Raw genomic sequence first — 16,290 nt, 5'->3', positions numbered from 1 at the left:
ACGCCGCTACGGCTTCACCCAGGAAGCCGCACACATCGCCCAGGGCATCATCGACGCAGCCGAGTTCTTCGACGGTCGACTGCCAGAGGCCTTCGGCGGTTACGACCGCGAGCTGACGAGGAACCCCGTCCAGTACCCGACGGCGGCCAGCCCTCAGGCCGGGTCCACCGGTACGCCACTCCTGTTGTTGCGAACCGTGCTCGGCTTGGAGCCGTACGGGGATGACCTGGTGGTGGCGCCGGCCCTGCCCGAAAAATTCAGTCGGATCGAGCTGCTCGACATTCCCGGCAGGTGGGGTCGGATCGACGCCATTGGATACGTCTGAATCGACGCTCAGAAGAGCAGATGAGGCAGAGCTGAGTGCACCAATCGGTCCCTCGGCGGCCGGTTCTTGGGTTCGTGACTTCCGGACCACCGGGAGCGGGGGAGGGGGGTACTCAGTGTTGGCTGCTCGCATGGGCGTCCGACGCGCCGCCGATGTTAGGTTCGCCGGCATGACTGTGCAGATCACGGCCGGGCAGTTCCACGCGGCCGACGGTGTCGAGGACTGGCGTTGCCTCTACCACGTGGTCTCGGCCCATTTCCCGACCGGCTCGCTGGCCAGGGGCGTCGCGCTCGTCGATGAGATCGGCCGGCTCGCAGACGAGGCACAGCATCAGTATCTCAACATCGACCTGCGCAACGCCGGCGTCACAGTGACCCTGAGTCTGCGCGACATCGCGCTGGCCCGGCGGATCTCGGCCGCCGCCAAGAAACTGGACATCCCTGCCGACCCGACCGCCGTTCAGCTCATCAACGTCACCCTCGACGCACTCGTCGGCGCGGAAGTGCTGCCGTTCTGGCGTGCCCTGCTCGGCTATCGCCAGATCGGCGACGACTACCTGTTCGACCCGTCGCGCCGCGGCCCGGGCTTCGGGTTGCAGCAAATGAACGGGGCGCGCCCACAACGCAACCGCATGCACCTCGATGTCGCTGTCCCGCACGATCAGGCCAAGGCTCGCATCGCCGCCGCCCTTGCCGCCGGCGGCCACCTGGTCTCCGATGCGCACGCGCCGATGTGGTGGGTACTGGCTGACGCCGAAGGCAATGAGGTGTGCGTCGCCACCTGGGTCGGCCGCGAATAGCTGACCTGCTCGGGCGCCCGTTCCCGCGGACGAAGCCAAGGCCAGCAAGTCCGGTCATCGGTACCGGCAAGCTGTATGGCACCCTGCCCGGCTTTCGGCAACACGGAAGCGCCGCTACCGGGATGATGGCCGCATGGGGCAGCGGCAGGTCACGTTTGGGTTGGTGGTTCACCCGTCCAAGCCGGTCCTCGACTCGGTAAATGTCATCAAGCGCTTCGTGCATCAGTATGGCGGCACCTTGCTTGTGCGGGAGGCAGATGCGCCGCTGGTCGGGCCAGATATCGAGGCGGTCGCCGCCGCCGCGTTCGTCGACCGCCTGGACGCGGTGGTGAGCCTGGGCGGCGATGGGACGATGCTTGGCGCCATGCGCTTGGTCGTGGGGCGAGACAAGCCGGTCCTCGGGGTCAACTACGGCAAGGTCGGCTTCCTCGTTGAGGTCTCTCCCGCCGGCTTGGAAGCGGCGTTGGACCGCCTGGTAGTCGGCGACTACACGCTGGAACCCCACAGTTGTTTGGAAATCATCACCAACGACGATGGCGTTACCGCCTTCAACGACGTCGTGGTAACGGCGTCCGAGCCGCTGGTGAGCATGACAGTCGACTTGCTCGTCAACGGCTCGCGGCACGGCTACTACTGCGGCGACGCTGTCATCGCATGCACACCGACGGGCTCGACGGCTTACAACTATGCCGCCGGCGGGCCGGTCATCTCACCGTCTGCACCGTCGATCGCGCTAACCCCGGTTGCACCCATGACGGGCATCAGTCGGTCGGTCGTGCTAGGCGGCAAAGACGGCGTGGAGCTGTACAACCCGTCGGAGGATGCGTCGTTGCGCATCACGGCCGACGGGACGCCTGTCGGTATGCTCAAGCCCGGCGACGGGCTGAAGTTGCGCCTCAACGAAGACGCGGTCAACGTCGTACGGTTCGATCCGGGTATCCACCAGCAGCGCAAACGAGTCCAGCTGAGTCTGCTCGACCTTCCACTGCGCCCCGACCAGCTACTCGAGCTCGTTCCGCCCGAGCTGCGGGAACGGGCCGAACAGTTCAGGGCCGAGCAGGCCAGACTCGAGCAGGCTCATCCCGGCCGACCGCCGACCGTTTCGGGCACGCCCCGCAAGGCCGGGCGTACTGAGCCGTGATGGACGCAGCGATTCGCTCGGGTGAACGTTTGGCACGTCATCGGGTGCCGTTCCATTGAGCGTTGGCAAGATCGAGGCAGGCTTGAGCAGTGAAGTCATCGACCCGCCCCGGCCCGTGGCTGCCTCCGAAGTCGGCGTTCGTCGGGTTCCGTTTCCCCCCGGCGGGCAGGGTGGGTATTTCGCTCACCCTGCCCATCTCCGGTACGGGCACGTCCGTCCCGCCCCTCCCTGAGCCACGCCTCCGGCACCTGCCGGGTCCGGGTCGTTGCGAGACTTCCGGAGCGGGCGACAATGGACGGTCAGGTGCCTTGCAGATCAACACGAACGGTGATGTCGGTGAGTCTGATCCAGGCGTGTGTCACCGCGACGACGACGATGCTGGCGGTCCTGATCGGCGGGTGGCTCACCGTCCGGGCCCAGGACCGGCTGTGGCGGCGCGACCAGGACCGACACTGGCGTGACATCCGGCTGAACGCGTACACCGATTTCATCGGCGCGGTCCGGGAGTACGTGGCCTTCGTCCTCAACCCGGCCGCCCGCATCATCGCGGTGCCGCGCCCACGTGATCCGGGTGATCTCATGCCGTTCTTCGACGACGAGGGCAGCCGCTACCGGGAGCGGCTGGAGAGCACCAAGACCGCGCTCCGGCTGTTGGCCGGGCGATCCGAGGTGGTGAGCGGCTCGTCGGAGCTGATGCGCCAGCCCGGCTCCTGGCGGCCGTGCGGGCGGATAGCGGCGTCGAGGCGTTGCCGGCCGACCGGTTCGACGCGCTGTGGGAGGCCGAGCGCCGATTCATCGAGGCGGCCCGGGCCGAACTCGGCCTGCCCTCCGCGTTTGCGCCATAACCGGTCCACCAAGGCCCCGCCGTTTGGTGCGGGTGCCCTGGTGGCCCGTTGGCGTTTCGCCCGCCGAGCGGCTGGTACCGGCGCCTGGAATGGAGGGTGGCAGCACCGGGGGCCACGTTAGTGCGCTCGCGCACGCCCTTGCGCCGCACGTTGTCCCGTTGCGGGATCGTCAGTCGGTCCGGGTGCGGAGGCTCCGCGCCAGGGTGGGGATCATCACCGTCGCAGGGACGAGGTGTAGCCCGAGGAGGGCGATGATGGTGGCGGTGTTTGCCCCGGAGACGAGAGGCGGGACCAACGAGATCGCGGTCAGCGACACTGCCGTCCACACGAATCGCTCGGCGGGGCGAGCGCTCCAACGAAGAAGAGCGACGGCAATGACGATGCCCACGACCGAGAAGAAGCCGGTCACCACGGTGAACCCGGACAACGGGATCGTCTCGCCACCATCGGGGATCTCGAAGTCGACGCCAACGGCCTGGGCAAGCGCAGCGGCGAGGGTGGTGGCCACCATCGCTGCGAGCGTGGCAATGAAGCCGGTGCCGGCGAGCCCGCGGAGTCGGTGGATGTGGCTGGTCTGGCCCGATGCCGGGCCTGCGACGACCCCGTTGTCATTCATGCTGTTCATGTCGTTCCTCCATCATTCGGTAACTGGCGTACGGGGTGTGTTGCCTGGCATGTGACGGTCCCGGCCCTGGGCGTGACGATGCGCACCCTCGCCGTACGACGGCCGGGGTTCCGCAGGGCGCGGACGCCGGTGCCGCGGAGCCAGAACCCGGCGTCGCGTCCGAGGACCGGCCCGGGCTCGCCGTCGCGCAGCTCCAGCTGCACCCGCCCACGGGTGACGACGCCGAACGCGTCGCACCACTCCGCCGCGACCACCGCGACACGCGCGCCACCGCGCAGCACGAGCGTCCACACCGGGACTACTCCGTACCGTCCGCCGGCAGGCGCTCCGGCAGCCCGAGCCGCGGGAACTGGTCGTCGTGGAACGTGACGATCTCGGTGATCGCCCCGCCGGTGACGCGCAGGACGTCGATCGTCAGCGGCAGGTACGCGCACTCCTGCTCCCGCCAGAGGTAGAAGGCGACGGCGGGCTGCCGGTTCACGGCGGTCAGAACGCCGCGCAGGCGCCCCATGTCTGCGAAGCCATCCTCGACCCAGTCGTTCACCACCGTGTCGCGGCCGACGTGCAGGCCCGGCGTGGGCGGCATCGAGTAGCGGACATCGTCCCGCAGCATGGCGGCGAGCCCGTCGATGTCCTTGGCCACGCTCGCGTCGGTGAAGCGGCGCACCAGCTCGCGCGTCCCGGCGTCCTCCTCGCCGCCGGTCCAGTCCTGCCGCTCGGCGGGCAGGTGCTTCCGCATGCCGGCGCGGGCCCGCTGCAGCGCGCTGTTCACGGAGTTGACGGAGTCCCCGAGGAGCTCCGCGACGTCCTTCGCCGGCCAGCCGAGCACGTCTCGCAGGATCAGCACGGCCCGCGGGCGCGGCGCGAGGTGCTGGACTGCGACCAGGTACGCCAGCTCGATCGTCTCTCGGGCGACGGCGACGGTCTCCGGCTCGTCCGCGTCGCCCGCGGGCAGCTCGTCGAGCAGCCGGTCCGGGTAGGGCTGCAGCCACAGCACCTCGCCGCCGGTCGCAGGCTCCGGGCGGCACTTGGCGAGCAGGTCCAGGCAGGCGTTGGTGGCGATCCGGTACAGCCAGGCCCGGAACGTCGACCGCCCCTCGAAGGTCTCCCGCCGCCGCCAGGCACGAAGGAACGTCTCCTGCACGGTGTCCTCGGCGTCCTCGAACGACCCGAGCATCCGGTAGCAGTGCACGTGCAGCTCCCGCCGGTGCCGCTCCGCCAGCCCTGAGAACGCCGGCTCGTCGACCTCGCCCAGCCCGCTCACGCCCAGCTCCTCCAGCCGCATGTCCCCACTCATCACGTCATCCTTCCGTCTCGTCGTGTCCCGTCGTAGGTATGACGGGTGCGGGCGCGACAACTCATCACTCGGGTCGGTCGGCGTGGCTGATCCAGTCGGCAGTCGGGTGTTCGCTCAGGCGTGGCTGGGCCGGATGTTGTGGTTGAGGTGGAAGACGTTGTGCGGGTCCCAGATGGTCTTGAGGGCGGTGAGCCTGGCGAGCTTGTCGGCCGGGTATGCACGGCGTACCCCGCGTTGCCCCTCGTCGGCGGCGAGCGAGTTGACGTAGACGCCGTCGGCGTACGGGTCGAGCGCGGCTCCGGCAGTGCGAGCCGCTGCCATCCGGGTGTCGTCTTCGGATGGCTCGGTCCAGCGGGAGCCGGCGCCGAACTCGAACGTGGTGCCGCGGTGGCTGAATGCGGCGTCGGCGTCGGCGACGTCGGCAATGGCGCCGCCGTGCGCCTGCAGGCCGACGCCGGGCAGTTGGGTGCCGGCCTGCAGGTCCGACGCGCCGCGCAGCAGGAACGCCTCGATCGCGGCGGTGGGGAACTGCCGCAGGTAGTGCGCGCTGGAGTACCGGCGGTAGGCGTGGCCGCCGGTGGTGTCGTCGCGTTGCTGGAGTTCGAGGTATGACGGGGTGGTGACCCGCTCGGCGACCGGGCGCCCGAGCGCGCGCATCGCCGGCAGCAACCGGTGACCCTGTGCAGGGTCGCCGACCCATACGAAGCCGACTGTGGCGACAGGGCCGCTGGCCGTGCTGTGGACATCGGCGGTGAAGGTCGCCTGCCGCGGCGCGACGGCGTTGAGGTCCCGCCAGCCTTCGAGCACCGGCACGGCGTCCTCGGCGCGGAAATCGAACTCGGCGACCAGGGTCTGCGTTCCGGTGTGGTGCAGTTGGAAATCGAAGTCGGTGACGATGCCGAAGTTGCCGCCCCCGCCGCGCAGGCTCCAGTAGAGGTCGGGGTTCTCGGTTCGGCTCGCGGTCACAACCTCCCCGTCGGCGGTGACCATCGTGTAGGAGACGACGTTGTCGCAGGCCAACCCATGTTGGCGGGCGAGCCAGCCCATGCCGCCGCCGAGGGTCAGGCCGCCGACCCCGGTGTGCGAGACGTTACCCGCGGTCGTGGCGAGGCCGTATGGCTGCGACGCCTGGTCGAGTGCGCCGAGCAGCGCGCCGCCCTGGACCCGGGCGCGCCGCCGGATCGGGTCGACCCGAACGCCGTTCAACGGGGTCAGGTCGATCATGAGGCCGTTCGCGGGGACGGCGAGGCCGGCCACGTTGTGCCCGCCGCAGCGCACCCCGATCTCCAGGTCGAGTTCGCGGGCCAGGCGCACCGCGGTCACCACGTCGGTGACGCTCGCGGCCCGCACGATCATCCGCGGGCGGCGGTCAATCATGGCGTTCCAGACGGTGCGGGCCGCGTCGTAACCCGGGTCGCCCGGGGTGAGGAGTCGGCCGTCGAAGCGGGGGCTGGTCGCTGTCGTCATACGTCTGAGCCTGACGGAAATCGGTACACCCGGTAAGGTCCGATTGCATGGGCCGAACCAGGACCAATTCGAGCACGGCGGAGGACCTGCTCATCGATGTCGACCGGTCCGCGGCCGAACCGCTGCACCGGCAGATCGCCGCCTCGATCAGGGGCAGCATCCGGGCCGGCCGGTTGCGTCTTGGGACGTCCCTGCCACCCACCCGCACCATCGCAGCCGATCTGGGAGTGTCACGCGGCGTCGTGGTCGAGGCCTACCAGCAACTCGTCGCCGAGGGCTACCTCACCAGTCGGGCGGGCGGCTACACCCAGGTCGCGGTCGAGCCGATTCCGACGCCGGCGGGTCGCCGCGGCGGAGATCGGCCGGCGGCCCGGATCGACTTCGGGTACGGCCGCACCGACGTGTCGTCGTTCCCCCGGGCCGCCTGGCTGCGTTCGGTGCGCACGGTCCTCACCACCACGCCGAACGAACACTTCGCCTACCTCGACGGGCGTGGCGTGCCCGAACTGCACGCAGCCCTGACCGACTACCTCAACCGGGTCCGCGGCACGTCGGCCCGCCCGGAGAACGTCGTGATCTGCAGTGGCTACGGCCAGGGCGTCGCGCTGCTGCTCCAGGTGCTCGCGGCGCGCGGCGCCCGCCGGCTGGCCGTCGAGGACCCATCCGCGGACGACGACGCCCGCCTCGTCGCGGCCGCCGCCGGCCTGGACGTGATCGGCGTCCCAGTCGGCCCGAACGGCATTCTCGTCGAGGAGCTCGAACAGACCGACGCGGACGCCGTCGTGCTGACGCCCTCGCACCAGTGGCCCACCGGCGGGGTCCTGTCGGCCACCGCGCGGGCCCGGGTGATCGGCTGGGCGCAGCGTCGCCGCGCCGTGGTGATCGAGGACGACTACGACGCGGAGTACCGCTACGACCGTTCGCCCATCGGCGCCATGCAGGGGCTGGCGCCCGACACCGTTGTGTACTGCGGCACAGCGAGCAAGACCCTGGCGCCAGGGCTGCGCCTCGGCTGGCTGCTGGCGCCGTCACACCTGGTCGACGAAATCACGGCGGCCAAGGTACTGGCCGACCGCGGCTCTCCCGTCATCGACCAACTGACCTTCGCCGACTTCCTCACCCGCGGCGAATTCGACCGGCACCTGCGGCGCATGCGCCCGGTCTACCGCCGCCGCCGCGACGCACTCCTGGCCGCGCTGCGCACACGGCTGCCCGAACTGGAACCAGTCGGTGTCGCGGCGGGCCAACACGTCGTAACCTGGCTCCCGCACGACCTCGACGAGGCCGCGGTCGTGGCTGCCGCCGCCCGGCACGGGCTGGCCGTGCAAGGCGTCTCCCGGTACCGACTGAGGCCCGCCGGACCCGGCGGGCTGATCTTCGGCTACGCCACCCTCACCGAACGCGCCATCACAGACGGAGTGGAAGCCCTTGCCGACGCGGTCGCAGAGGTCCGTGCGCACATCTGCCGCGAGCCGCGCTACATACCGTGACGAGTGGCTCCTGCCGTAGCTCGCCCGGTCGTGCCGAAAAGCGGATGTTGGATCATGGATCCGCGGACGAGCCTCTACATCGGACGCCCCGACCTGAACCGGACGCTCCTGCCGCGGATCCACCCGCTGCCCTGCCGGAACCGGACTCCGCCACACCTGCCCGGCCGGGTCCTCGCCGGTCGACGCTGGGGCGTGGTGGGTCGACCAGATGCGGGTCAGCGTCCGCAGGTGGGTGATGCGTCGCTTTCGTCAGCGGCGCGCACCTTAGCAGCGGAGGCTATCGATGCGTTCACGGAGAGCATCAGTCAGTTGGGGGCTCGTACGAGAAGTCGACCTCGAAGGTGCCGTCACTCTGTACGGCCATGGTGAACCCGTACCACGGCTCGCTGCCGTCTTCGGCCATCACTTGCCGCAGGTCGATGAGCAGGTCGGCGATCTCGTCGACGGCCTCGTCGGGGTTGTCGTCCCATCCAAAATAGAACACAGTGCCGTCGAGGCCCCGGAGCTCTAGGGCAGCGTTGGCGTAGTCAATGTCGGCTTCACCGTTGACGGTGATTGTTGCCGCGTTGTCGGGCAGGATCGACATGAGGATCTGCCCGATCCTAGTGATGATGTCGCTGTCACTACCGTCGGGCACTTACGGCACCTCTCATGGATTGCGGAATCGGTTGGTGCGTTTGGGGCCGTTACCTATTTGTTCCGTGATGGTGAACGCGGTGGGCCGGGTTGACGCTGAGTTTGGATCGTAGTGCACCCGGCCCTCGACCCGTACTGGGCTGGAGCCCGAGCCGGGGCTTGGGTGGTCTGGGTCCAGGGCTCGCGCCCACCTGATCTCCATTCGCTTCCAGGCGGACAGGTTTAGGTTGGAGTCCATCGCCACGAGGTTGATGCGCTCGCCCGGACCGCGGAAGATATGGGCGAACAGGTGACCGCCCTGGTCGGTTAGCTTGCGGAAGGGCTTGCCGGCGACGCGCTGCTGGTAGGCGTTACGGTTTCCATCCACCAGTTGGAGACGGCCGCTGAAGTGCGTGACCCGGCCCTTGGAGTCGGTCTTGTAGGTATAGCCGGTGGTGCGTTCGACGTAGGTCGTGTTGGGTTGGAGCTTGCGCCGATTCACCGCCCGGTTCCACCCTCCGGGCTGACCGGCGTCGAACTGCACCCGGGTGCGTGTGCGCGGAGCGGGGATGACCCGCCCTCCCACGCCGATCGGTCCGCGTGCGTTGGGTGCGCCGCCTGGAGTCGCGCGTCGTCCGCTCCCTGGTCTGCCTCGGCGTCTAACCATTGAGCACCGCCTCGACGGCCATGCCGATGAGCTGATCGAGGATCAGCGAGGTGATCATTTTGAAGACCGGGATTTCGAGGAGGGAGGCACCGAACGTCGCGACGGCGGTCGCGATGGCCTGGGCGATCTGCACAGCAAGGATCGCCAACTGCACAATCACCTGGATCTTGAGGGCGAGGACGACGCCGGCGCAGACCATGAGCCCGGCCCCGACAAGCGAGGCCCCGGGGATGCCCTGCTGAAGCGCGTTCGCCGGGCTGTCGGCGCCGTTCCACCAGGTTTGGAACGCTTGGGCCGCCTCGCCTTGATTGTTGTCCCAATAGGCCGAGCCTGACGCGAGGGCAGCGGCACCCGCTGCTTCCATCTTCGGCGCGAACTCCACCCACAGATGCCCAAGCTGGAACAACTTTTCCTCGTCCGAGGTGGGCCAGTCGTAGCCGAGCATGCCGAGGATGGACACGAGTTCGCCCGGTAGCTGCAGTCCCATGCTGGTCAGCCGAGGCTCTCGCCGAGGGCGCTCAGCGCGGTGAAGGCCTCCGCTTCGATCCGTTCGTAGGCTTCCGCCACGCCGACGAGGTCGTCGCCAGCGGCCGCCAGTTCATCAGCGACGGTGTACCAGCAGTCGAGTGCCCATTGGGAGACGAGGCCGTAGGCGGTGCCGATGTAGGTGCCGATGGTGTCGTCACCCCAGGCGCCGTCGTAGGCGGCGGTGGCGGCCTCGAACGCTGCCAACTGCTCAAGGAAATCATCGCCGGTGGAGGCGAGGTTATTGCCGGCGGTGACAATCGCCTCAGGTTGCACGTCGAAGCCTGGCACGGTTCCCCCGATCGCGCGACGGACTCTGGCGGCACGATTCTATCGGCCGACGTCAACGTTTCAGCCACGCAAAAGGTCTCGCGGTCACGTGGGGGTCGCGGCGTGTAGGGCGATGTTCGTACGCTCAAAGGAGGCCGATGGGACGGGGGAGCGGATATGCGTCCGAGCAGCGAGGGTTTCTCGGAGATGCTGGACCAGGTGGTCGCCGCCGCGGGCAAGGTGCAGGAAGTAGCCACAGGCGGTGCCGAGCCGGTCCGAACGAGCGCCGCGAACGGCTGGGTCGAGGCAGAGTTGGGTGCGGATGGACGGCTCGCCTCGTTGACTCTCGATCCGGGGCTGAAAGGACTGCCGATGGAGCGCGTCGCCGACGCGATCGTCGAGGCGGTCAACGCGGCCCTGGACGAGCAGCAGGCTCAGGGCGGCCACGGTGGGCCGTCGGTCGACCTCTCCGAGATGATGGCGCAACTGAAGCAGATCCAGGAGGCAGCCGTTCCGCAGATGCGCTCGTTCGTGGCCGCTATGACCCGTGCCCAGCAGGAAGCCGCCGCTCGCGCGTCACGATAGGGAGTTCAGAGGTGCCGGCGCTCGAAGCATCAGCCTGACCGCGGCCAGGACTACCTGCTTTCCGGCCGGTGTGCGGCTGCGGTTGCGGAAGCTACGGCGACGCGGGCGGCGACCTGCTCGACCAGCGACGGTTCGTGGCCGGTCGTCGGCGCCGGGGGTGATGCCGGCGGCAAGGGATTCACGTCCCGCGCAGCCCCCCACGCTTCATAGACACAAATCAATCTCACGTATATCGTCCTTCGGGTATATGTCAGCCTCTCAACCCCCTCTGGAGAGGACATGATCAGTACTCGACGCTGGGTCGGTACCGCCACGGCGATCCTGCTCGTTGCCACCATGACCAGCACCGTGCCGAGCGGTGCCCACGCCGCGCCGGCCACCGACGTCACCACCGCCGTACGCGACAAGCTGCTCGAGGAGGCCGCGGTCGCGGCGGACCCGGGAATCCGCACCGCCGGTGTGGAGGACACCCGGGTGACCGTCACCCGCCGGGACGGCCGGGCCTGGGCCTTCGGCACCGCCGTGCTCGTCGCCCCGCACGAGGAAGGGCTCTACCCGTCCGGTTGGATCTTCGTCGCCCACCAGCAGCGCGGCGGCTGGCAGGTCGCCTTCGAGGGCGAGGGCAACTTCACCGAACTGGCCGCGGCCGCGCCTGCCTCCGTCGTCGCTCAACGGGAAAGGGACACCTTCACCGCCCCCGGCACGTTGGCCGCCAACGGGGACTTCCGCACCGGCATGCGCCTGCCGTTCGCCCTCGGCCAGTCCTGGACCCTCAGAGGTGGCCCGCACGGCTGGTCCGGCTCCCCGCGACCGTTCAGCTCGATCGACCTGTTCGGCGGTGACCAGCGGGTGCTGGCCGTGCGCGCCGGCACCGCGTACACGATGTGCAAGGGCTGGATCCGGGTGGTCCACGACCGGGGGTACACCACGGACTACTACCACCTCTGGAACAACCTCAACGTCGACGGCGCGTCCGTCGGGGCGGGCACCTACCTCGGAGACACCGGCACCGACATCACCTGCGGCGGCTCCGCCAGCAGTCGGCACGTACACCTGGGGTTCCGGCAGAACAGCGCATACGTGGCGATCGCCACCCATAACCTGGGCAAGTGGGTGCCGAGAGAGGGCAGCACGGCCTACGAGGGCTACGCGCTGCACGGCTCGAAGCGCGTCAACGTCGGCGGGGCGCTCTACAACTACGGCCCGCTCGGCTTCACCGAGGGAATCATCGACAGCAACGGCGGCACATCGATCAGTCGACGGTCCGGGCCAGGCACCGGGTACGGCGTCGTCGGCTCGATCGCGGACGGCGCCACGGCGGCCGTGGCCTGCTCGGCGAACGGCACCACCCACACCGGCCGCTGGGGCACCACCGCCCTGTGGAACCGGCTCACCGACGGCACCTGGATCCCCGACGCGTATCACTACACCGGAGCGGCCAACCCGGTCAACGGCTGGTGCTGACGCGCCACCCCGCGCCCACCCGCGCCACCCGGTGTCGGTGGCCGGTAGCACCACCACGACGGCGGGGCGCACACCCTGCGACGCGGCGAGGTTGGATCCGCCGCGTCGCAGGGACATGCCGCCCGGGGGCTGAAGGTTCCGCCCGACGGGTGGAGGCGCTCCACTGAAGGGCGTCGAGCAGCTGGTCCCTGCCGACGATCATCGGTCAGCCGAGCCGGTGGGCTCGGCGTTGGAGGTATCGCTGTTCGACCTTGTTCTGGGTCAGGGCGGCTGCTTCGCGGTACCGCGCCGCCGCGCCGGCCGTGTCTCCGGTCATCTCGAGCAGATGTGCGCGGATCGCGCGTTCGCGTTGCCGGGTCAGCGGTTCCTCGTCCAGATGGTAAACCCGGTTGAGGTTGTCGAGCAGGGCCAGCCCTCGGGCCGGCCCGTACGCGTGCGCGACTGCGACCACCCGGCTCAGCCGTACCGGCGCGGTCGGACTGAGCCGTTCGAGACCCAGGTACAGCGCCGCGATCTGTGGCCAGTCCGTCCGGTCCGGCGACGCGGCCGCGGCGTGCACGGCCGCGATCGCCGCCTGCAGCTGGTACGTGCCGACCTCGCGCCGCCGCCAGACGCTGTCAATCAGTTCGGTGCCCTCGCGGATAAGCTCGGGATCCCACCGGGCCCGGTCCTGCTCGTCCAGCGGCACCAGCTCGTCGTCGTCGGTACGGGCAGCGCGCCGCGACTCGGTCAGCAGCATCAGGGCTAGCAGCCCGGTCACCTCGGGGTCGTCCGGCAGGGAGTCGCGGAGCATGCGCGCCAGCCGGATCGCCTCACGGGTCAGGTCCACGCGGGCGAGCTCGTCTCCGGTGGAGGCGGTGTAGCCCTCATTGAAGATCAGGTACAGCACCTGCATGACGGCGTTCATCCGGCTGACGCGGTCAGCGTCAGTCGGCGGTGTGAACCGGGCGCCGGCGCGGACCAGTTGCTGCTTGGCGCGGCTGATCCGGGCGCCCATGGTGTTCTCGGCCGTCCCGTAGGCGTGTGCGATCTCCGTGGTCGTAAAGCCGCCGACCGCACGCAGCGTGAGCGCCACCTGAGAGGTGGGGCTCAGCGCTGGGTGGCAGCACAGCAGCAGGAGCGTGAGGCTTTCGTCGGTCTCCAGTACAGGACGGGCCCGTCGGGCGGGGTCCTGCATCGCCAGCTCGCTCACGCCGGCGAGCCGCTCGCGGCGGCGTCGAGCCTGGTCGGTGCGGAGCAGGTCGACCATCCGCCGGTACCCGATCCGGATCAACCAGCTCCGCGGGTTCTCCGGCACGTCGTCGGCCATCCACGTCCTGCTGGCGATGAGCAGTGCTTCCTGTACCGCGTCCTCGGCGATGTCGAAGTGGCCGAAGCGCCGCACCAGCGCGCCGAGGACCTGCGGCGCCTCGGTGCGCAGCAGGTGCTCGACGTCCGGCGTCACGCCGGTGCTGCCGTTCGTGTGCCCTCCCGGTCTGCCGCTGTCCGGCGACGCGGGACGCGGCGGGTCATGCCGCGAAGTCCTCTCCCATGATCGGCCGGATCTCCATCGGCACGCCCAGCGCCTCGACCATCCGCGAGACGATCTCGACGGCGCGCTCCTGGCTGCCCACGTCGATCACCGCGAAGCTGGCCAGAACCTCCTTGAGCTCGACGAACGGGCCGTCGGTGGCCACCACGCCGGTCGGGGTCCTGCGGACCGTGGTGCTGACCGCCGGGTGACCGAGTCCTTCGCTGCTGACGAACTCGCCGGTCTCGATCAGCTCCTGTTCGAACCGCTGGTACGCGGCGAACGCGGCCAGCGCCTCCTCCGACGGGGTGTCGGCGGTCGCGGCGTTCCAGGCGGCGGACGGCGTGTAGCTGAGCAGTAGATATTTCATGGTCATCCTCGTTCGCGGGGTCGGATCACGCTACGCCGATCAACTCGAACGGCGCAGGGAGAGGGCGACGACCGTCGTCCAGGTGAAGGCGACCAGGCCGTTCACGGCGATCTGGATGCTCATGTGGCTCGACGACATCGGCATCAGCAGGATGAGCGCGGCGAGGCCGTTCAGCACCGCCGGCAGGGCGGCCCGACGGCGGACGTGCCGGATGGTCAGCAAGATGGCGGCGATGGCCAGCGCGGTGAAGGCGATGGCGGCCGCCGCCGAGTGCGCGATGCTGTGCCAGGACATTTCGCCGACCGGCCCGTCAGGGGTCCCTACCGGGAAGCCGTACTCCGGATCCATGGTGAACACCCCAGCCGCGACGAGCCCGGCACCGAAGATCCCGACGAAGATCGGCATTGCCCGCCGACCGGTGCCCTCGGTGAGCGTGCGCCGGACACCGACGGCGAGGGCGATCCCGCCGAGGCCGGCGAGCACGAATGTGGTGATCTGGATCCAGCCGAGACTTCCGGTGGCCAGCTGGCTGATCGGGTGCTGCGTGATGTCGTAGCCCTCCCGGGTGAGCATCTGCGTCACGGCCGAGGCGAAGAAGACCGGTCCGGCGAGGCCGCCGGCGAGGAGCAGGCGGTCGGACGAGCGGCGGACGGCGGGAACGGTGGCGGCGACGGTGGCCATGACTTCCTCCTTGGTGGGTGCTTGCCGCTACCTCGTGGCCGCACCGCGAACTTTGACATTCCGGGAGCATGACCCAGGTCACATAACGTCGATGTCAGAGCCCAAGGCGTCGCCTCCGAGGTACCGACAACGACCCACCGAGGAGGACACGATGTCTGAGAACACTCAGCCGAGCGCCGAACTGACCGCCCTGGACCGTCTGGTCGGCACCTGGTCGGTGACCGGCGGCGCAGAGGGAAGCGTGCGGTACGAGTGGATGGCCGGCCGGTTCTTCCTGCTTCAGCACGTCGAACTGAGCCAGTTCGGCCAACCCGTAACCGGTCTGGAAGTCATCGGCAACCTGCACCCGTTCGGTGAGCCGGTCGGCACGGACGTGGTGTCGCGGTTCTACGACGCGGCCGGCAACACCTTCGACTACGTCTACGAAATCGTCGGCGACAAGTTGACCATCTGGGCCGGGGCGAAAGGCAGTCCGGCCTACTACGAGGGCACGTTCAGCGCCGACGACACCACGGTCACCGGCGAATGGACCTACCCCGGCGGAGGCGGCTACGCCTCCACCATGACCCGAATCTGAGATCGGAAAGCCGCACCGACCGGCCGTCGCGTTCTACTTGGGAGCAGATTGGGCGCAGGGTGTTCAACTCTGTGCCCGACCTCCGTGAGCCGTCCGGTGATGGCGCACGGGCGCGACTGAGGGCTGTCGGTCCGGTGGGGTTCACCGTTGTCCACATGCCGCACCTGCACCGATCTGCCCGCCCCGGCGCAGCCGGCAGCGATGCCGTTCCACCAGCGTCCCGGCCACGTCCTCCACCATGGCGTCGTACAAGTGTTCGATCATTCGATCGGGGCTGACCGCGCTACCGCCCAGGCTCTGATCGATGATGCGGGACACGTTTGGGCCGTGGGTGGCGAGCGAGAGCGGCGCATCCGCGTATCTGGCGGTAGGGTCCCCGGCGTGCTGCGGCGGTGGACTCTGACGATCCTGATGGCGGCGTGCGGTGTGCTGGTGGCGGTGGCGCAATTGGGCGCCGGTTTGCCCGCCGTCGGCGGCGCCGAGTTGTTGGTCTTCTTGGTGCTGGCACTGCTGTTGTCGCCGTGGGCGTTCCCCCGGTCGGTGGACGCCGCCGAGGCGCAGCGGGCCAGCGCGGCGGATGGCCGGCCGATTGTGTACTGGCGACCTGGCTGTCGCTACTGCCTCCAGCTTCGGTTCTCCCTTGGCCGGCTCGCCCGGCGGGCGCACTGGGTGGACATCTGGCGCGATCCGGCGGGTGCTGCCGCTGTCCGGGCGGTGGCCGGCGGCAACGAGACCGTGCCCACCGTCGTGCTCGGCGGTCAGGCTGTGGTGAACCCCGACCGGGCCTGGTTCCGCGAGCAGCTCCGCTCGTCCTGAGCACGCCCGTCACCCGGCGAGGGTCGACGGATGGCGCCGCCGTACCCGGAGCCGGACCACGACGGCTGTCTCGGGGTTCGGGTGGTGCGTCAGGCCGCGCGATCGTGGTGGTCGATTGGTCCGGCGTCGTGCGTGGCGGTTGCTGGGGGAGTTGAGAGGTGGGCGGCGAGGGCGGCGGATGCGGTGACCAGGCGCCGGGCGGGCAGGCCAGCCCGTGCTGT

At 69.4% G+C, this 16,290-nt stretch carries 19 protein-coding genes and 1 pseudogene; 9 read left to right on the top strand and 11 right to left on the bottom strand.

Annotated elements, in window-relative coordinates; genetic code table 11:
• From ACFY29_RS33415 to ACFY29_RS33400, 4 genes and pseudogenes are all read left to right on the top strand, one after another.
• Window positions 1-325, top strand: a pseudogene (locus ACFY29_RS33415) (amylo-alpha-1,6-glucosidase); the annotation flags it as partial.
• A gap of 169 nt (window positions 326-494) precedes the next feature.
• A complete protein-coding gene (locus tag ACFY29_RS33410; RefSeq protein ID WP_386992537.1) occupies window positions 495-1,124 on the top strand; it encodes a VOC family protein in 630 nt (209 codons plus the stop codon).
• Between the two features lie 133 nt (window positions 1,125-1,257).
• Window positions 1,258-2,265, top strand: a complete 1,008-nt coding sequence (locus ACFY29_RS33405; RefSeq protein ID WP_355610528.1) for an NAD(+)/NADH kinase — start codon at window positions 1,258-1,260, stop codon at window positions 2,263-2,265.
• Window positions 2,266-2,601: 336 nt separating this feature from the next.
• A complete protein-coding gene (locus ACFY29_RS33400) occupies window positions 2,602-3,231 on the top strand; it encodes a hypothetical protein (RefSeq protein ID WP_386992536.1) in 630 nt (209 codons plus the stop codon).
• A 48-nt stretch (window positions 3,232-3,279) separates the two neighbouring features.
• Here ACFY29_RS33400 and ACFY29_RS33395 read toward each other — a convergent pair whose 3' ends face one another.
• The 3 genes from ACFY29_RS33395 to ACFY29_RS33385 all read right to left on the bottom strand — a co-directional run bounded on the left by ACFY29_RS33395 (window position 3,280) and on the right by ACFY29_RS33385 (window position 6,499).
• Entirely contained in the window at window positions 3,280-3,735 is a 456-nt protein-coding gene (locus tag ACFY29_RS33395; RefSeq protein ID WP_386992534.1) for a DUF6069 family protein, read from the bottom strand.
• A 298-nt stretch (window positions 3,736-4,033) separates the two neighbouring features.
• The gene (locus ACFY29_RS33390; protein WP_386992532.1) at window positions 4,034-5,032 is read right to left on the bottom strand and encodes an RNA polymerase subunit sigma-70; all 999 of its coding nucleotides are present in this window, start codon (window positions 5,030-5,032) and stop codon (window positions 4,034-4,036) included.
• A gap of 114 nt (window positions 5,033-5,146) precedes the next feature.
• Window positions 5,147-6,499 (bottom strand): FAD-binding oxidoreductase, encoded by a 1,353-nt coding sequence (locus ACFY29_RS33385; RefSeq protein WP_386992530.1) that lies wholly within the window; start codon window positions 6,497-6,499, stop codon window positions 5,147-5,149.
• A gap of 47 nt (window positions 6,500-6,546) precedes the next feature.
• Here ACFY29_RS33385 and ACFY29_RS33380 point away from each other — a divergent pair, with 47 nt between their 5' ends.
• Window positions 6,547-7,989, top strand: a complete 1,443-nt coding sequence (locus ACFY29_RS33380; protein ID WP_386992528.1) for a PLP-dependent aminotransferase family protein — start codon at window positions 6,547-6,549, stop codon at window positions 7,987-7,989.
• A gap of 301 nt (window positions 7,990-8,290) precedes the next feature.
• Here the strand turns inward: ACFY29_RS33380 and ACFY29_RS33375 are convergent, their stop codons facing one another.
• The 4 genes from ACFY29_RS33375 to ACFY29_RS33360 form a co-directional block, all read right to left on the bottom strand.
• A complete protein-coding gene (locus ACFY29_RS33375) occupies window positions 8,291-8,626 on the bottom strand; it encodes an immunity protein YezG family protein (protein ID WP_386992525.1) in 336 nt (111 codons plus the stop codon).
• 12 nt (window positions 8,627-8,638) lie between these two features.
• The gene (locus ACFY29_RS33370) at window positions 8,639-9,148 is read right to left on the bottom strand and encodes a DNA/RNA non-specific endonuclease (RefSeq protein ID WP_386992523.1); all 510 of its coding nucleotides are present in this window, start codon (window positions 9,146-9,148) and stop codon (window positions 8,639-8,641) included.
• 115 nt (window positions 9,149-9,263) lie between these two features.
• Window positions 9,264-9,758 (bottom strand): hypothetical protein, encoded by a 495-nt coding sequence (locus tag ACFY29_RS33365; protein WP_386992521.1) that lies wholly within the window; start codon window positions 9,756-9,758, stop codon window positions 9,264-9,266.
• Between the two features lie 5 nt (window positions 9,759-9,763).
• Window positions 9,764-10,087, bottom strand: coding sequence for a hypothetical protein (locus ACFY29_RS33360; protein ID WP_355610546.1), 324 nt, complete (start codon window positions 10,085-10,087; stop codon window positions 9,764-9,766).
• 186 nt (window positions 10,088-10,273) lie between these two features.
• Between ACFY29_RS33360 and ACFY29_RS33355 the strand changes: the two genes are divergently transcribed.
• Window positions 10,274-10,651, top strand: a complete 378-nt coding sequence (locus tag ACFY29_RS33355) for a YbaB/EbfC family nucleoid-associated protein (RefSeq protein WP_386992519.1) — start codon at window positions 10,274-10,276, stop codon at window positions 10,649-10,651.
• A gap of 279 nt (window positions 10,652-10,930) precedes the next feature.
• Entirely contained in the window at window positions 10,931-12,115 is a 1,185-nt protein-coding gene (locus ACFY29_RS33350) for a peptidase M23 (protein WP_386992517.1), read from the top strand.
• Between the two features lie 205 nt (window positions 12,116-12,320).
• Here ACFY29_RS33350 and ACFY29_RS33345 read toward each other — a convergent pair whose 3' ends face one another.
• The 3 genes from ACFY29_RS33345 to ACFY29_RS33335 all read right to left on the bottom strand — a co-directional run bounded on the left by ACFY29_RS33345 (window position 12,321) and on the right by ACFY29_RS33335 (window position 14,676).
• Window positions 12,321-13,559, bottom strand: coding sequence for an RNA polymerase sigma factor (locus tag ACFY29_RS33345; RefSeq protein WP_386992515.1), 1,239 nt, complete (start codon window positions 13,557-13,559; stop codon window positions 12,321-12,323).
• 64 nt (window positions 13,560-13,623) lie between these two features.
• The gene (locus ACFY29_RS33340; RefSeq protein ID WP_386992513.1) at window positions 13,624-13,995 is read right to left on the bottom strand and encodes a YciI family protein; all 372 of its coding nucleotides are present in this window, start codon (window positions 13,993-13,995) and stop codon (window positions 13,624-13,626) included.
• A 39-nt stretch (window positions 13,996-14,034) separates the two neighbouring features.
• Window positions 14,035-14,676 (bottom strand): DUF998 domain-containing protein, encoded by a 642-nt coding sequence (locus ACFY29_RS33335; RefSeq protein ID WP_386992511.1) that lies wholly within the window; start codon window positions 14,674-14,676, stop codon window positions 14,035-14,037.
• Between the two features lie 151 nt (window positions 14,677-14,827).
• Between ACFY29_RS33335 and ACFY29_RS33330 the strand changes: the two genes are divergently transcribed.
• Complete coding sequence (locus ACFY29_RS33330) at window positions 14,828-15,253, top strand: hypothetical protein (protein WP_386992509.1); 426 nt, start codon at window positions 14,828-14,830, stop codon at window positions 15,251-15,253.
• Window positions 15,254-15,394: 141 nt separating this feature from the next.
• Here ACFY29_RS33330 and ACFY29_RS33325 read toward each other — a convergent pair whose 3' ends face one another.
• Window positions 15,395-15,571: a hypothetical protein gene (locus ACFY29_RS33325; protein WP_386992507.1), complete on the bottom strand. Its 177-nt coding sequence runs from the start codon at window positions 15,569-15,571 to the stop codon at window positions 15,395-15,397.
• Window positions 15,572-15,634: 63 nt separating this feature from the next.
• Between ACFY29_RS33325 and ACFY29_RS33320 the strand changes: the two genes are divergently transcribed.
• Window positions 15,635-16,069 (top strand): glutaredoxin domain-containing protein, encoded by a 435-nt coding sequence (locus ACFY29_RS33320; RefSeq protein ID WP_386992505.1) that lies wholly within the window; start codon window positions 15,635-15,637, stop codon window positions 16,067-16,069.
• The last annotated feature ends 221 nt before the right edge of the window (window positions 16,070-16,290 follow it).

This window comes from Micromonospora sp. NPDC000668 (assembly GCF_042897975.1).
GTDB lineage: Bacteria > Actinomycetota > Actinomycetes > Mycobacteriales > Micromonosporaceae > Micromonospora.
This window is presented reverse-complemented; position numbering and strand designations above follow the sequence as displayed.

Coding starts and splice junctions, on each gene's coding strand:
- ACFY29_RS33350 (WP_386992517.1), top strand. CDS start 10,931: ATGATCAGTACTCGACGCTGGGTCGGTACCGCCACGGCGATCCTGCTC.
- ACFY29_RS33385 (WP_386992530.1), bottom strand. CDS start 6,499: ATGACGACAGCGACCAGCCCCCGCTTCGACGGCCGACTCCTCACCCCG.
- ACFY29_RS33355 (WP_386992519.1), top strand. CDS start 10,274: ATGCTGGACCAGGTGGTCGCCGCCGCGGGCAAGGTGCAGGAAGTAGCC.
- ACFY29_RS33365 (WP_386992521.1), bottom strand. CDS start 9,758: ATGGGACTGCAGCTACCGGGCGAACTCGTGTCCATCCTCGGCATGCTC.
- ACFY29_RS33335 (WP_386992511.1), bottom strand. CDS start 14,676: ATGGCCACCGTCGCCGCCACCGTTCCCGCCGTCCGCCGCTCGTCCGAC.
- ACFY29_RS33380 (WP_386992528.1), top strand. CDS start 6,547: ATGGGCCGAACCAGGACCAATTCGAGCACGGCGGAGGACCTGCTCATC.
- ACFY29_RS33340 (WP_386992513.1), bottom strand. CDS start 13,995: ATGAAATATCTACTGCTCAGCTACACGCCGTCCGCCGCCTGGAACGCC.
- ACFY29_RS33405 (WP_355610528.1), top strand. CDS start 1,258: ATGGGGCAGCGGCAGGTCACGTTTGGGTTGGTGGTTCACCCGTCCAAG.
- ACFY29_RS33395 (WP_386992534.1), bottom strand. CDS start 3,735: ATGAACAGCATGAATGACAACGGGGTCGTCGCAGGCCCGGCATCGGGC.
- ACFY29_RS33330 (WP_386992509.1), top strand. CDS start 14,828: ATGTCTGAGAACACTCAGCCGAGCGCCGAACTGACCGCCCTGGACCGT.
- ACFY29_RS33390 (WP_386992532.1), bottom strand. CDS start 5,032: ATGAGTGGGGACATGCGGCTGGAGGAGCTGGGCGTGAGCGGGCTGGGC.
- ACFY29_RS33410 (WP_386992537.1), top strand. CDS start 495: ATGACTGTGCAGATCACGGCCGGGCAGTTCCACGCGGCCGACGGTGTC.